The sequence below is a fragment of the Lysinibacillus sp. FSL K6-1151 genome, assembly GCF_038630755.1.
In the GTDB taxonomy this organism is placed as follows: Bacteria; Bacillota; Bacilli; order Bacillales_A; family Planococcaceae; genus Lysinibacillus; species Lysinibacillus fusiformis_D.
In genome coordinates, this window is the sequence record NZ_CP152040.1 from 2217077 (window position 1) to 2232353 (window position 15277).

The following is a 15277-nucleotide window of genomic DNA, read 5'->3' on the forward strand; positions in this document are numbered from 1 at the left end:
TAAGTCTCTAATGGTTTATCGGGTATCTTTTTTTATTTGCAAAAGTTAAATGCTAATGGACTGTTTAATTATTGAGCAAATCACAGGCTTCATCACTCATACATCAACCTTTATCGTCCAACTTTTAAATTTTATCGTCTAACCATCAAAATGATAGTTTTTAAACTATGTTTTTGGGGAATTACTAAATTAGTAGTAGGTAAAAAGTAGGGAAGGGTGAGGTTGATGAAAAAGCCGAATTTATTAAAGCAATTTTTTGCAAGAGAAGAAAGTACACAGGCGATAGCGCTGGCTACAGTTCAAGATCATCGTTTATTCTCATATGCCATGTCCTTTGCGAAGTATCACCCTGATATGATGATTGTCTTTGCAGCGGATGGAGAAATTATTTATGTAAATCAAGAGGCACTCTATCAACTATTACACTATCGACCAAGCCATGCAGAGGATTTTAAGCGAATTTTGACGGTCCCTGATTATAAGCGGCTAAAAAGAGCATTCAACCAAACATTGCGGGGGAAATCGGTCAAAATTGATATAGAAAGGCTACAGCATCAAGGTCAACAGCTAAGCCTTGTACTAACATTTATACCGATTAAAAATGGTGAGGATCAGGCAGAGGGGCTTTATTTAATTATTGAAGATATGTCTACCTATTCTGCGATGAAGCATCAATTATTGCTTCATGAAAAGCATTTAAATTATGCTCAGCATATTGCCGCAGTAGGGAGCTGGGAATACTTTATTCAGCATGACAAGCTGTATTGCTCCGATAATTTTTATCAAATTTTTGGCTTTAGCCGTTCAGAAAACGACGGTATTGATCGAGCTTTCCAATTCATCCATCCAGATGACCATGAAAAGACCTACGATGCATTTAACAATGCCCGAAAAGGCATCAACTTGAATAGTGAATTTCGAATATACCATGGTGAAACTCATGATTTACGTTATGTACAAGCAGCGGCAGAAGTAACTTGGAAGGATAATAAGCCCTTTAAGATGGTTGGGGTTGTAAAGGATCAGACAGCTTTTAAACTGCTTGAGCAGGCATTAAATGATACACTCGCCAACTATCATTATATTTTTAATCATTTAGATGCGGGGATTTGGATGCGAGATTCCATTCGGGGAACAATGCTTTTTGCCTCAAAAGGGCTAGAGGGGATTTTAGGCATTCCACTAGCGAAGCTTTACGAAGACGCCGAAGTATGGATTAACATGATTCACCCTGCACATCGCGAGGAGGTACTAGCGTACACCGATTATCTTGCTATCGGCAAGAGCTACCAAGTGATTTATCGTATTTTTACAGGTGAAAACCAAACAAAATGGTTGCTTGAGCAAATTGTACCGAGACTCGATGAGAAGGGAAAAGTAAATCAAATTTTTGGCTTAGTAACGGATATTACAAAGGAGGTTGAACGAGAAAAGAAGCTCAATTATTTAGTGTACTATGATGAATTGACAGGCTTACCAAATCAATTGAGCTTGCATGATAAAGTGGACACGCTCTGTTCGGCAGGCGAGCCATTTGCCCTTCTCTATATTTCCATTAATCGTTTTCATGTGCTAAATAATGCATTAGGTTCACAAATCGGTGATGAGCTTCTTCGAGTGGTGACCCAGCATTTTGCCAAGCTTCTCGATGATACTAGTTACTTGGCACGCCTAGACCATCAGCATTTTATTTTGGTAATGAAAAAATATGTGAGTAAACAGCATATTTACGCATTGGCTAATCGTTTACTGAAAATCTTTGATACCGCTCTGACGATTAAAGACTATCAATTGCATCTCTCTGCTAGCATTGGCATTGTTTTTTATCCTGAGGAAGGTAGAAAGAGAAATATCTTATTAGAAAATGCTTACTCTGCTTTGTGCTATGCGAAGCAACAAGGGCGCAATCGCTTTCATATTTATGCCTTTACAGAAGATATTACTTCCTATAAGCAATATGTGCTAGATCGTGATATGCGTCAAGCGATGTTAAATGAAGAATTTGAGCTATATTTTCAGCCATTGGTAGAGCCACAAAAAGGCAATATTTATGGGGCAGAGGCGTTAATTCGTTGGCATCATAAAGAATGGGGGCTTGTGTCACCTGGTGAATTTATCCCTTTAGCGGAAGAAAATCATATGATCCATATTATTACAGATTGGGTCATTAAAAAAGCATGTGCTTTCTTGCGGAAATGGAAGCAAGATGGGCATGTACTGCGTACGATTAACATCAAAATTTCACCTATTCGTTTGATGAAAAGGGGCTTTGTCCCATTTCTTCAGGAGCAATTGCAGCTCAATGAAATCCCTGCTCACTATTTACAATTAGAAATTACAGAAAGGACCATTTTAAAAAATAGCGCAAGTGTTATGACGGTATTAAAGGAATTGCAAGAACTTGGTGTCAAAATTGCTATTGGTGATTTTGGAACAGGCTATTCATCGTTAGAATCATTGCGCACGTTTCAGCCAACAACGCTTCATATCTATGAGGCGTTTATTCGGCAAATTCGCCATGATCATCCTATTGAAAATGGGCTTATCTCAACAACGATCTATTTAGCAAAAATGCTAGGTATTCAAGTAGTGGCAAAAGGGGTCGAAAGCTATGATCAATATATTTTTTTAAAGCAGCATGAATGTCATTATCTACAAGGAAGCATCTATTCAAAAGCAGTTCCTGCGAAGGCTTTTGAAAAAATGCTAGCTAAAGGCTTCTTAGAACCGCCGAAAGCAATTGTCCATCACAAGCCAGCTGTGGAGCGTCGCAAGTATTTTCGCTTTCATTTCCCAGCCTATGTGAAGGGCTCTATGACCATTATTGAAATGAACCAGCAAAAGCTTGCTATCGGTCATACGCCAATCGTGATTGAAAATATTAGCTTAGGGGGAATGAAGATTCGCTCTACACTGAAGCTACCAATCAATCAAACGATGAAGTTTCAATTTAACTTTGTGTTGATGAACCAGTCATTTACTATAGAAGGTACATTTAGATGGACATTAGAGGAAAAGTATCAAATCTATTCATACGGAGTAGCCTTCAATCTAACGCAGGAAAATGAAGGGAAATTAGCGCCTATCATCAATCGTATGACAGCTTTGCATAATCAGCATGAAAAAATAGAGGGGACGCCCTTTATCTATGAAGATATTGAAGCTTATTTTAAAAAATAATCCATTTAAAGATGCCCCTCTGTTTTAACGGGCATCTTTTTTATGGCTATGAATCCCACTATGCAAGCGTTTGAAAATGGCGAAAAATGTTTATACTCTCCAATAGAGGGGGGCGTTTTATGGATAAAGTGGAGTATATGATGAAAAGCCTACAAAAAGCATTCTACCATTCCTCGGATTTGACAGTCAGACAAGTAGATTGGCATGAAGGGGATACGGCTATTTTATGCTTTTACGCTTCTCTAGTTGACGCGAAGGAAGTACAAAAAGTACTGGATACCATTTATGCCCGTTTAGATACAGATAAACCTTTTTGGAGTGAAACGTTAATTACGACATTGCAAGATTTTTCCTTACCGCAAGCGATTGAAAGAGTCTGTCAAGGGGAAACGATCGTGATATTGCCTGAAAGGGGAGAGATGCTGACACTTAGCATCATAAATGAGGTGCGTCGAAATCTCGAAGAGCCGATCAACGAACATATTCTTCGAGGCTCGCATGAGGGCTTGATTGAGCGTGCAGACACCAATTTAGCTTTGATACGAAAGCGAGTGAATAATCCCGCACTTGTCGTAAAATCTTTTTCGATTGGCCATCAAACGAAAACAAAGGCCTATTATCTGTATATGGATGGGGTCATACAGCCTGAGACCTTACAGGAGGTTGAAAAGCGGATTGCAGCGATTCAGATCGACTATTTTTATAGTATTGGTCAATTAAGCGATGCGTTAGAGGATTCGGTGTTATCGCCCTTTCCACAATTGTTAAATACAGAGCATCCAGATCGTGTAGTAGCCAATTTAGTGGAGGGCAAGGTCGTGGTCATGACAAATATTTCACCATCTGCCTTAATTGGTCCCGTGACCTTTTTCTCTTTCTATCAAACACCCGATGATTATAATGGTCGGGTTGTTGTTGGCTCCTTTTATAAAATCGTCCGCTTACTGTCGTTTATAACCGCGGTTTTTTTACCAGCTTTTTATATTGCAGTAGTTAGCTTTCATTTTGAGGTACTGCCACTAGAACTAAGTAATCAAGTGAAAAACGATGTGAATGAAATCCCTTATCGACCACTAATCGAAGCGCTCATTCTTGAAATTATTATGGAGCTTATTCGAGAATCGAGTATACGTTTGCCGCAATCTGTAGGGCAAACAATTGGAATCGTTGGGGGGCTAGTAATAGGAGATGCCATCGTTAATGCAGGGTTAGTGTCTAATTTAATGGTCATTGTCGTTGCCTTAACGGCTATTTCAAGCTATGTCGTTCCATCCGTTGAATTGAATAGTACCATACGTATGTTACGCTTTCCGTTTATGGTCCTAGCCTCATTGTTTGGGTTTTTAGGGATTGTCATAGGGGTTGTTATTTTACTCATTCATCTAATCAGTTTAACTTCTATTAAACAGCCGTATTTTTCACCCATCGTACCTTTTCAGCCAAAAGCGGTGTATAAAATTTTTTTACGCTGGCCATTCATTAAACCGACTGTGCAAGTTACTTCCTTTGACCCACCAGAGGATGAACAGCTAAAAAATGAGGATACGCCATGAAGTTTTCGCTATCTAAGGCTCAATTTTTTTTAGTACTATTTATTATTCAAACAGGTGTCGTCTATATTGCCTTCCAAACCCCTTTAATCATTTACAGTCAACATAATGCTTGGCTCGTTTTTATTTTAGCAAGTGTCATTCATTATGGTCTGTTGCTCCTGTTTGAACGCTATTATGCCTACTTTTATTTAAATCGATTTTTTCGCTGGGTCTATCAGCTTTATTGGATTTTATTAGCGGCTGTACTGATTACCTATATGGGATATGTTTTGGCCACATGGGTATTACCACAAACCCCTGAATGGCTCGTTGTTGTACTGATTGTCGCACTATCCTTGTATGCCAACCTAGTAAGACCAGAAACGGTCATTAACATCGGTGTCATGCTCATACCAATCATTTTCCTTTTTGTGCTTTTTTTAATGCTGGCGATTCCCGATTTAACATGGAGTAATCTATTTCCTATTGAATGGAATCATATGAGACAAATCATGGGGGGCTTGATTCATAGTACCTATGCTTTTTTTGGCATTGAAATGTACCTTCTTTATCGACCATTTCTAAAACAAGATACACAGGTGAAAGGGCGGCCTTTATTCATCTACCAACTGGTCATTTTTGTATTTTATTTGATTTCCGTGCTTTTTACGCAAATGTTCTTTGCCTTAGATGAAATCAAGTTGATCCCAGAGCCGATTATGTATATTTTAAAATCACAGGAAGTGACATTTGTTAAACGACTTGATATTTTCTTCGTCTATATTTGGCTATCATGGTCTATTGTCACGGTCATGATTTTTGGTCTGTCCTTTCGAGTGCTGTATCTTTCAAAAAAAAGGAAGCATCCGCAATGGAGTATTATTATCTACCATCTTTTACTGGCAATACTACCGCTCTTTATGATGCAATTTCAGCGCATTGAGTTTATTAAAAATTCTTTGCACTATGTATTATTCTTTTTTACTTTTCTACTACCGCTCATCATTATCTGTTGGAATAAATGGAGGGGAAAACGTGTATCGTAAAGGGAGTATAATCATCTTATCTATAGTGCTTTTAGCGGGATGTTGGGATGAACGTCTTTATAAAAATGCGTCTGTCGTAACACTCGTTGGTGTGGAAGGCTATGTTGGGGAGTACAAAGGCTATTATGCTTATCCGAATACAACAGCACAGCAAAATGAAGTGATTGAAGCGGAAGGGATTTCACCGAAAGATGTACGCAATAACGCCAATTTGAAAGTCGAGCAAACGCTTGATCTATCGGAGCTATCAACGCTCCTAATAGCGGATCAAACAGTGAGAGAGCCCATTTATGATATCTTGGATATTTATTTTCGCGATCCTCAAAATCCGATATCCATCAAAGTGGCGATAACAGAAGGGGATGTCAAACCATACGTCGACTTAACGAAGGATTTAGCTGGAAGCGCAGGCGTTTATTATGAACGCTTTATCGAAAGTACAGAGGAAAATACCTTTTTTCCGAAATTAGATTTACAAACGATTGGCTCGATGTTATTTGAACAAACAATCGATATCACGCTACCGTATATTCGGCTAGGTGAGGATAAAAAGCACGTTGTTGCGGCTGGTTTAGCTTTATTTTCAGGTCAAACCTTTACGGGCACAGTATTAACGCCAAAACAATCCCTCATCATGCTAATTTTAATGAATCAAACTAATAAGCAAGCACGTATGAGTTATATGTGGAAGCATGACGGGAAAGAAATGCCGATTACGGCAGATGTTATCCATGTGAAGCGTAAATGGATAGTGGATGAGGAACTGAGACGAATAACGATGGATTACCAACTCGAGGTCGGAATTGAAGAATTCGCCCAAGATCATTTGTATAAAGAAACCATTTTTAAGGATGTTCAACAATTGATTCAAAAGCATTTGCAGGCGGAGTTTGAGGAGGTCTTACGTATACTTCAAAATCAAAAGTCTGATACATTAGGAATTGGTCGCTATATTCGTGCCTATCACCCGAAGATGTTTAAGGACGACTGGCATACGGAATATACATCCTTACAGCTCGTGCCGTCTGTTCAAGTGAAAATCATTCGTACAGGTGTATTACGCTAAAAAATCGCCTTTCTCAAGAGGGAGAAAAGCGATTTTTTGTCGTTAGACGGTAACTCTTTTTTGAACAATTAGCAGACGGATAAGCAGGGTGATTGCGCCCATTGTTAAACCAGCAACAAGTCCAATCCAATATCCAAATGGACCAAAATCAGTATGCGTAGCAAGGATATAGCCCACGGGCAAGCCAATGATCCAATACGAGATAATTGCCATCATAAATGTGATCATAACATCCTTATAGCCACGTAATGCCCCTTGTACGGGTGCTTGAATCGCATCCGAGAGCTGAAAAATGGCTGCATAAACTAAAAATTGTACAGCATACTCAAGTACTATAGGATCTGTTGAATACATATGAGCTACAGGCTCACGTAAAATAAATAAGATACAAGCAGAAATAAAACTAAATAAAATGGCTGTGCCGACACATAGATAACTATAAATACGAGCATCCCGCATGCGACCAGCACCAATTTCAAAGCCTACTAATATGGTAACACCCATGGAAATACTAAGCGGCACCATATAGAGCAGGGACTTAATCTTTATAAAAGTTTATCGTAATGACATCGAAGGGTGTATTAACGTAAATTAAACTCTTTGATATATTTCAATACTGTCTTCTCACTCATTGACAGCTCTTTGGCGATTTTCCTAGCGCCTAAATCTGGCTGAGCACTTAGCATTTTACTAATCTCTTTAACAAGCATTTCCTTACGTTCTGAGCTCCCTTTTCCAAGATGGAGGTTTTTATATGGACCGAACCTTTTCTCGTCTCTCCGAAGCGTTTTAGCACCTAAAGGGGATAACTTAACTAGCTCTGTGAAAGATATCTTTCGACCTTGTGCATTTATTAGATCTTGGGTTAGGTTGTAACGTGCTCGTTGCTGTTCTAGTTTTTCAGCTTCCTGTTGAGCATTTGGAGGATCTAATTTGATTGGTATATCCCAAGGTATACCTTCTGGAGAAACTCTCATTCTTACATTCAGAGTTTCAGTTTCATCATGGTATACAGCTTTTTCGAACAACTCACCTATGATATCTTGTAAATCTTCTTCCTCAAAATGTCCAAACTCAATACCACCTAAAACCAGTGCTCCAGCGTATAAAGCAGTATTTTTAAATAGTGATTCATAAGAAAGTTGATTTTTCTTGATAAGTTCAATCTTTTTGTTGTTAATCTCAAGTAATTCATTCAGCATTTCATTTTCGTTTTCAATTTTTTGTTTATTTTTATCAAGGACTTCTTCAGACCACTTTCCACTCAAGTATAGACCTAAAAGCTTATCTATCTTTCCGTTGTTCTCTTTTATATTTTGTTCGATTCTATTTGTCTCTGCTTCCAGATTCCTTAACTTTCCATCATCTTCAAAATCCAAATCAAAATAGTTTTTTACAGAATCTTCACCAGTCAAAAACTTTTTGACGAATGATAGCAATGGCACGCGGACTCTGTCAGTGTTAACACTAGGGATACTAGGGCAGGGGGTTACGTAATTATTAGAGTGACGAAGATAGTGTTTGTACTCACCATCAACATAACTGCCTTTTCTGACACTTAAAATGTTCCCACAATCAGCACACCGTATTTCGATCGATTTTAAAAAGTGCGCCTCACCAGTACCAATTTTTGAATGACGTTTATCTAACATGTCTTGTATTTTGTTATAAGTTTCAGTTGTTCTAAGTGGGGGATAGATGTTATCTTCTGTGATTGTTTCTCCATTAGCGAAAGTCTTTTTTAATTGACCATGATATGCTGGGTTTCTTAATTTGTTTCGAACTTGAACTGCTGTCCAATTTCTATCTTTTGCAGTTTTACTTAAACTGTTTAAATGTGTGGCGATCTTTTGTAATCCCATTTTTTCTTCAAGATATAAACGATCGATGAGAGGGATGATCCAAGCTCGATCGTGATTTATAGAGATTGTTTTACTGTATGGATCATAAAGGTACTCTTCAGGTTGTTTTCCCCAAACATTACCTTCGCGAGTATATTGACGAAGACCTCGGCCCATTTTACTTAGTAACTCGCGTCTTGATCTCTGAGCTAAGAGATTTTTTAGATCTGAAAAGAACTCATCATCAGCATTCGATAAATCTGAAATCCGACCAGGTTCAGCGATCTTCACATTATTTTCCCGTAGAACACCTTTTAAATATTCCCATTTTACGGTATCTAGTCGAGATAGCCGGTCTTGTTCAATACAGAGAACAATGTCAACCTGACCATTTTCAACACAATCTAAAAGGGACTTAAGACCATCTTTATCTAGTTTAGTTCCACTGTCTACATCCCTAAAAACTTCGACTATCTCCCAACCTTGTTGAATAGCATATCTAGTCAATTCAACTGTTTGGGCGCTTAGACTATATCGATCTTCTTGTAACTTTGTGGATACACGTATGTAAATGGCTACACGTATTACTTTAGCTGATTTCAATTCTTTTACTGTCAAAAGTTACACAACCTTTCAAAAAAATATTCTGAAATTGCATCTGGGAGCTCTTTACAAACATCTGTTCCCTATGGTACTATTATGGCATAAATAAGGGAATGTATGTTCTGTTTTTATGAAAACTTGTTCTGTTTTTGACGCAATGCTTTTATAAATTCAGTTGCTTTCTCTAGTTCTTCAGAAGTGAGAGGCTTACCATCAATGGTGATTTGTTGGTTTCTTAAACTCAACATCGCATACTCATTTTTAATAGCAGGGGGTGTATCCTCCCCCAATATTTGAGTAGTATCAATGATAGCATCTTCTCTTACTTTTAGAGCACTCTCATTATCTACATTGTAGAACTTAGCTAACTTGGACATGGCGTCAACAGAAGGGATTCGTTTACCTTTCTCGTAAAGACCAATCACCTGTGGGGTCATGTCTGTCTGGGATGCAACATCAGCTAGAGATAACTTTTTGTTATGGCGAAGGTTGGATAAATAATCAGCAAGGATAGTACTAAACTGTTTTCGAGTACTAGAATTTTTAGCATTCATAAAAGCACCTCCATTTGATTATTTATTATCTGTATTTTGGTTTTTCATAATACGTAGAGCTCGAATATATTCTTTTGCTTTTTCTAACTCCTCTTCAGTAAGAGGAGCACCATCAATCGAACTTAAAGAATTTTTTACTTCAACAATTACAGGCTTACCATCTTTATGAAAAACAAAGTCTGGTTGATAATCTCTTTTTTCCTCAGGATAATGATGAGTAGATACATCATCTGGGGAATCCTTTGCAATTACAGCATCGTTACGAATTTTAAAGAATACGTCTTCATCCACACCTAAAATTTTTGCATAATCAGGAATTAATTTCACTGAGGGAAACTTTTTATTGTTTTCCCAACTGTTTATTGTTTGCTGAGATACACCCAGTTTTTCAGCTAATTGTGCTTGTGTGAGATCTATTTTTGAACGCATTGTTTTTAAAAATGAACCAAAGTTTTTATACTCTTCGTCGAAAAAGAAGAAAAAGAACATTAAAATTCCGCCTTTCAAATTATTGATTTATCGCACTTTATCTGACTTATATTAAAAAAAATGAAATTTTATGATATAAAATTGTTGCATTAACATCTAAAAGCTGTTAGATTGTAAATTAACAAAACAACTTTTGGGTGTTAACGATAAGAGGTGATGTAATGGATACTAACAAAAGGGATAATTTAAAATCATTAAGACTAGCTAATAATTGGACTCAATATGATCTTGCAAAAAGAGTTGGTACTAGTCAGCAAACTATTTGCGCCTGGGAACAGGGCATTAGATCTCCAACATTAAAGAGAGCCAAGAAATTAGCTGAACTTTTTGAAGTTCCGATTGAATTTTTTTTATAGAAAATATGACTTCTGTTAGTTGTATGAATAATTAATTTTAATAGCTTAACAGCTAAAAGTTGTATTAGGGTTTAAAAATAAAGGGGGTTTAAAACCACCATGCAATTTAAAGAATTAGTTCGAATTTATGCGTACTTACCAGTTAAACTAAGTGAGCTTTCCAAAGTTAACCCAAATGCTGCAATAAGACTATTACAAGAATGGGGGGAGGGTAAAAAGACCATCCGCAAACTTTGGAAAGAAACAACTGATTTAATTGATGCGGCAACATCAAAAGAATCAGCGTAGATTATAGTCAATATATGACCTAAACGTTGTTTTTAAAATACAACTCTCAGTTGTTTATATCCTAACATAAACGTGCGTTTAGGTTCAAGTAAAATTATGTATTTATTTAATTAATTTTAGAGAGATAAAGCATAGTATTAATGATTTAAAACCTATATTTAGCATACTATTCGAAAGTTAGGTGTATAAATGACAAAATTCGTTCAATTCGTATCTAAAATTTTAACAAAACAAGAGATTATCAATACCACAGCAGCAATACTCCCACACAAGCAGGAGCTACTCAAAGCTATCGCTACACATGATAGTGTGGCTCTGGATGCTGTAGAATCTATGGTTGGGGGATACATGCTTAGGCAAACTAACCCAGATCAACACAGATATCTTAAAAGATCACTAGAATCTAAAATCAGTTAAATAGATTGCGAGACTCTGTTCTCGCTTTGGTTTCTTAATACCTTATGTATTTTTTCAATTAAGACTCCAAAGCGATGCCAGACATCGCAGAGCTATCAATAGCTCGTAAGGGAATGGACTAGAAACACCTTACACATAATATTAATCCCGAGAGGAGAATGCTAGTGCGAGATTTGAAGGTTTTCAGTAATCATGTATTTGAGGTTGGAGTAGTGTTGGATGGCGATGTAGTGCTCTTTGATGTTGAACAAGTCGCAAAATGTCTAGGAATAGTCTCTAAGACTACTAAAAACAATATTGTTTATGAGAACGTTAGATGGTCAAGAGTAAATGATTACATCGGACATCTTCTGCCACACGTGGCAGAAATACAAAAAGGTGATTTAATACCGGAACCGCTGGTTTATAAACTTGCTTTCAAGGCATCAAATGAGGTAGCAGAGCAATTTCAAGATTGGCTAGCAATAGAAGTGTTACCTGAGTTGCGTAAAACTGGCCAGTATAACTCTAGCCAGAAAAGCTCTTCCAAAGAGCAATTCGATATGCAATTGTTAGGTGTTCAATATGCATCTGAAATACTTAGGGTAGATGAAACTTCAAAGATCAAGATGCTAGAAGCTGTACACAAAACACATGGGGTACCTACAACTCATCTGCCAGCTTATGTTGAGGAAGAGGTAACTCAATCAATTACCGTGTTGTTAAAAGAGCATGGTGCAAATTTGACTGCTGCTAAAGCTAATACTTTATTGATCCAGAAAGGCTTATTAGAGATCAAGGAACGACCTAGCTCAAAGGGTGGAACTAAACAATTCAAATCATTAACTTCTCTAGGCTTAAAGTATGGAAAGAATCTTCTCAATCCTAAAAGCCCTAAAGAGACGCAGCCTCATTTTTATGCTTCAAAATTTAAAGAACTATTAACAATAATTGAAGGGGGAAACATCTCATGAAAGCTACAGGAATAACTCGTAAAGTTGATGAGCTTGGACGTATTGTAATTCCAAAAGAAATCCGTCGTAACCTTGGTATCGAGGAAAAGGATTCACTAGAAATCTTCACGGAAGGTAGTAATCTTATTCTTCGTAAATATGAGCCAGTTAGTGAAAATAAAATTCGTACACAAGTTAAATTAGAAAAGCTTCTTAGTGAACTAACACTTGATGAGCAAAAACGAGTTGTACAAGCTGCTATTAATCTCTTAAAAGGGTGATAGTTTATGAAAAATCCTAAACGTCTCACAGTCGCTCAGCGTAAGTATTTAGCATCAATGAACGTAAATAGCGAGAACTGGCTTATCTCTAAATGCACAACAGATGAGTGGGAGTTAGTGCATCGATATACTGGGCAAGTTAAAGTAGTACCTGCACCTTAAAACTGAATAGGAGGACAAGCTTATGAATGATTTACAAATTAACACACAAATTCAACATTCCGAAGCTAACGGTTTATATCAGAAAATCGAAGACATCAAACGTCAGCGAGCTAACTTGAAAGATCAGCAAGATAACCTTGAAGGTAAATTATTTGATCACATTCAAAAGCATGGCAAAGTTCTAGCTTACAAGAATGACATCCCTTATGTACTGACAGTTGGCAGTGTTACAAAATCAATTCTGAATAAAAAGGAACTTGCTGAAGAACTGGAAGTGCCTCAAAAGGATTTGAATACTCAGGGCATTGCAGAACTCGTTGAAGAACAGCGATTAACAAGTGATATGATCCGGTCAGCAACTTACAGTGAATCGGATATTAGGTTAAAGGCTCGTAAAGCTAGAAAGTCTGATATTGAACTAATCTTTGGGAAGTAGGTGAGTGTATGAATCCACCAACAGATATGTTTGGAAAGGTTATTGAAGTGGGAGATGTATACTTCGTAGTTAACAACAAGTCGATCCATCTGGATTCAATGGAGGATTATTTCATTGAGGTATTAGGCGCAACGGTCCACGAACGTAAAAAATCGTTAACTGCTGGAACAGTTAACGATGACAACAAATCACACCAATGATTCAGTGCTATTGTAGCACAAAAGGAGCGAAATTGAAAATGAAAATTGAAGTTACTCATGTCATAAAAGCAGATCCACAAATTATTAGTTTGGTAAGTGCATTCCTAAATGCGCTAGGAACACCTTCTCAGGATATGAAAGTGAGTGATGCAGTTGAGCTAACGAATACTACGACTGCCACTAAGTCTGAAAATAAATCAGTAGTTGATTCAACAAAGGCTACTAAACGTACGTATTTATTCCATGAAGAATCAGGAGCTGTTCTTGAAGTAAATAAAGGTGAAGAATTAGCATCACATCTTAAACAAGGCTTGGTAGAAATCTCAAAAGCTGAATACGACCGTATCCAAGCTGAAAAACAAGCTCGTATAGAAAAAGCTAAAGAGCAGGCATCAAATACATCAGTTGTTGATGAAGCTCAAGAAGATGCAGAGAAAACTGCTAATCAAGGCAGCAGTGAAGACCATGGTATTACGATAGAAATGGTTCGCGCTGAAGCTAAAAAGTTAACGTCTAATGGCCGTCAAGCTGAATTCAAAGATATTCTTACTTCTTTTGATGCACCAAAGCTTACTTCTGTTCCAGAAGCTAAATTCCCTGAATTATTAGCAGCCATTAAACAAGCTGTAGGTGAAGAATAATGACTAGTCATAGTGAACGTACCCATGCATTATTAAGTGCTTCGGGATCTAAACGTTGGCTGACATGTACACCTTCTGCAAGAGCAGAAGGGCTGTACATGCAGGAGCTGTCAAATCAAGGGATAACTGAACAAGAAAGCCCATTCGCTGAAGAAGGTACACAGGCTCATGAGTATAGTGAGATTATTTTAGAAAGAGAGCTTGGCACCATTACGAAAGCTCAGGCAACTAGACGTATTAACAAGTTCAAAAAGGAAAAGCAGTATTACGGTCCAGAGATGGAAGACATGGTAGAAGTCTATACTGACTTTGTTATGGAACGTGTGAATGCTGCAAGACTCGAAACACCAGATGCACTTGTACTAATTGAACAACGATTAGACTTTAGCCAGTGGGTACCTGAAGGATTTGGTACAGGGGACGTTCTTATCGTACGAGATGGTGTGTTAGAGATCATCGATTTAAAATATGGCAAAGGCGTAGCAGTAGATGCCTATGAAAATCCACAGCTAAAGTTATATGCACTAGGCGCAATCGCTGCTCATGATGTTCTCTACGACATTCAGGAAGTACGAATGACCATTGTACAGCCAAGGCTAGACAGCATATCTACTTTTGAAGTGTCAGCTGAAGATTTATATAAGTGGGCCAATGAAGTAGTGAAACCAAAAGCCGAAATGGCTGATAACGGTGATGGAGATTATGAACCTGGAGAACACTGTAGGTTCTGCAAAATCAAATCGACTTGCAGGGCAAGAGCTGATGAAGCATTAGAAACGGCCAAAGCTGAATTTGCAGATGACGGATCCTTAGAGGTAAAAACACCAGAACCTGCAACATTGTCAGATGATGAACTAGCAGAGATCTTATTCGTAGTCGATGATATTGAAAAATGGTGTAAAGACATTAAAGCCTACGCTTTGGAACAAGCACTTAACGGTACTAGTTATGAAGGATTTAAACTAGTAGAGGGAAGAAGTAATCGAGTTATCACAGATGAAGCAAAAGCCATAAACCTGCTGCTTGAAAAAGGTGGAGTGGGCGAGGACGACTTATATGCTCCGCGAAAACTTGAAACAATCACAAATCTTGAAAAGAAAGTCGGCAAAAAAGCATTTGCTGAGATTTTAGAGGGTGTAGTCATTAAGCCTCCTGGTAAACCAGTACTTGTTACTGAAGATGATAAACGACCTGCTATTCAATCAGCTGAATCAGCTGCTAATGATTTTGACGATGAGTTACTAAGTTAAAAA

At 37.6% G+C, this 15277-nt stretch carries 16 protein-coding genes and 1 pseudogene; 13 read left to right on the plus strand and 4 right to left on the minus strand.

Annotated features, from left to right (window positions below; all coding sequences use genetic code 11):
* The first annotated feature begins 225 nt into the window (after window positions 1–225).
* The 4 genes from MHI04_RS10725 (at window position 226) to MHI04_RS10740 (ending at window position 6824) form a co-directional block, all read left to right on the plus strand.
* Complete coding sequence (locus tag MHI04_RS10725; protein ID WP_271913345.1) at window positions 226–3180, plus strand: EAL domain-containing protein; 2955 nt, start codon at window positions 226–228, stop codon at window positions 3178–3180.
* Between the two features lie 119 nt (window positions 3181–3299).
* The gene (locus MHI04_RS10730) at window positions 3300–4733 is read left to right on the plus strand and encodes a spore germination protein (protein WP_249645688.1); all 1434 of its coding nucleotides are present in this window, start codon (window positions 3300–3302) and stop codon (window positions 4731–4733) included.
* Entirely contained in the window at window positions 4730–5758 is a 1029-nt protein-coding gene (locus tag MHI04_RS10735) for a GerAB/ArcD/ProY family transporter (RefSeq protein WP_342535686.1), read from the plus strand. The genes MHI04_RS10730 and MHI04_RS10735 overlap by 4 nt, the downstream gene beginning before the upstream one ends.
* A complete protein-coding gene (locus MHI04_RS10740; protein WP_036126053.1) occupies window positions 5748–6824 on the plus strand; it encodes a Ger(x)C family spore germination protein in 1077 nt (358 codons plus the stop codon). Before MHI04_RS10735 ends, MHI04_RS10740 begins: the two co-directional genes overlap by 11 nt.
* A gap of 42 nt (window positions 6825–6866) precedes the next feature.
* Here the strand turns inward: MHI04_RS10740 and MHI04_RS10745 are convergent.
* The 4 genes and pseudogenes from MHI04_RS10745 to MHI04_RS10760 all read right to left on the minus strand — a co-directional run.
* Window positions 6867–7361, minus strand: a pseudogene (locus MHI04_RS10745) (MATE family efflux transporter); the annotation flags it as partial.
* Between the two features lie 44 nt (window positions 7362–7405).
* A complete protein-coding gene (locus MHI04_RS10750) occupies window positions 7406–9283 on the minus strand; it encodes a recombinase family protein (RefSeq protein WP_342535687.1) in 1878 nt (625 codons plus the stop codon).
* A gap of 113 nt (window positions 9284–9396) precedes the next feature.
* Entirely contained in the window at window positions 9397–9822 is a 426-nt protein-coding gene (locus tag MHI04_RS10755; RefSeq protein ID WP_342535688.1) for a helix-turn-helix transcriptional regulator, read from the minus strand.
* Between the two features lie 18 nt (window positions 9823–9840).
* Window positions 9841–10311: a helix-turn-helix transcriptional regulator gene (locus MHI04_RS10760; RefSeq protein ID WP_342535689.1), complete on the minus strand. Its 471-nt coding sequence runs from the start codon at window positions 10309–10311 to the stop codon at window positions 9841–9843.
* Between the two features lie 161 nt (window positions 10312–10472).
* Between MHI04_RS10760 and MHI04_RS10765 the strand changes: the two genes are divergently transcribed.
* From MHI04_RS10765 to MHI04_RS10805, 9 genes are all read left to right on the plus strand, one after another.
* Window positions 10473–10667, plus strand: a complete 195-nt coding sequence (locus tag MHI04_RS10765; RefSeq protein WP_342535690.1) for a helix-turn-helix transcriptional regulator — start codon at window positions 10473–10475, stop codon at window positions 10665–10667.
* Between the two features lie 99 nt (window positions 10668–10766).
* Window positions 10767–10955, plus strand: a complete 189-nt coding sequence (locus MHI04_RS10770) for a hypothetical protein (RefSeq protein ID WP_342535691.1) — start codon at window positions 10767–10769, stop codon at window positions 10953–10955.
* A gap of 189 nt (window positions 10956–11144) precedes the next feature.
* Window positions 11145–11372, plus strand: coding sequence for a hypothetical protein (locus MHI04_RS10775; protein ID WP_342535692.1), 228 nt, complete (start codon window positions 11145–11147; stop codon window positions 11370–11372).
* A 164-nt stretch (window positions 11373–11536) separates the two neighbouring features.
* Window positions 11537–12325, plus strand: a complete 789-nt coding sequence (locus tag MHI04_RS10780) for a BRO family protein (protein ID WP_342535693.1) — start codon at window positions 11537–11539, stop codon at window positions 12323–12325.
* A complete protein-coding gene (locus tag MHI04_RS10785) occupies window positions 12322–12585 on the plus strand; it encodes an AbrB/MazE/SpoVT family DNA-binding domain-containing protein (RefSeq protein ID WP_342535694.1) in 264 nt (87 codons plus the stop codon). Before MHI04_RS10780 ends, MHI04_RS10785 begins: the two co-directional genes overlap by 4 nt.
* Before the next feature lie 184 nt (window positions 12586–12769).
* A complete protein-coding gene (locus tag MHI04_RS10790; protein WP_342535695.1) occupies window positions 12770–13183 on the plus strand; it encodes a hypothetical protein in 414 nt (137 codons plus the stop codon).
* 8 nt (window positions 13184–13191) lie between these two features.
* Window positions 13192–13383, plus strand: coding sequence for a hypothetical protein (locus MHI04_RS10795; protein ID WP_342535696.1), 192 nt, complete (start codon window positions 13192–13194; stop codon window positions 13381–13383).
* A gap of 38 nt (window positions 13384–13421) precedes the next feature.
* The gene (locus MHI04_RS10800) at window positions 13422–14024 is read left to right on the plus strand and encodes a hypothetical protein (RefSeq protein ID WP_342535697.1); all 603 of its coding nucleotides are present in this window, start codon (window positions 13422–13424) and stop codon (window positions 14022–14024) included.
* Window positions 14024–15274 (plus strand): DUF2800 domain-containing protein, encoded by a 1251-nt coding sequence (locus MHI04_RS10805; RefSeq protein ID WP_342535698.1) that lies wholly within the window; start codon window positions 14024–14026, stop codon window positions 15272–15274. Before MHI04_RS10800 ends, MHI04_RS10805 begins: the two co-directional genes overlap by 1 nt.
* The last annotated feature ends 3 nt before the right edge of the window (window positions 15275–15277 follow it).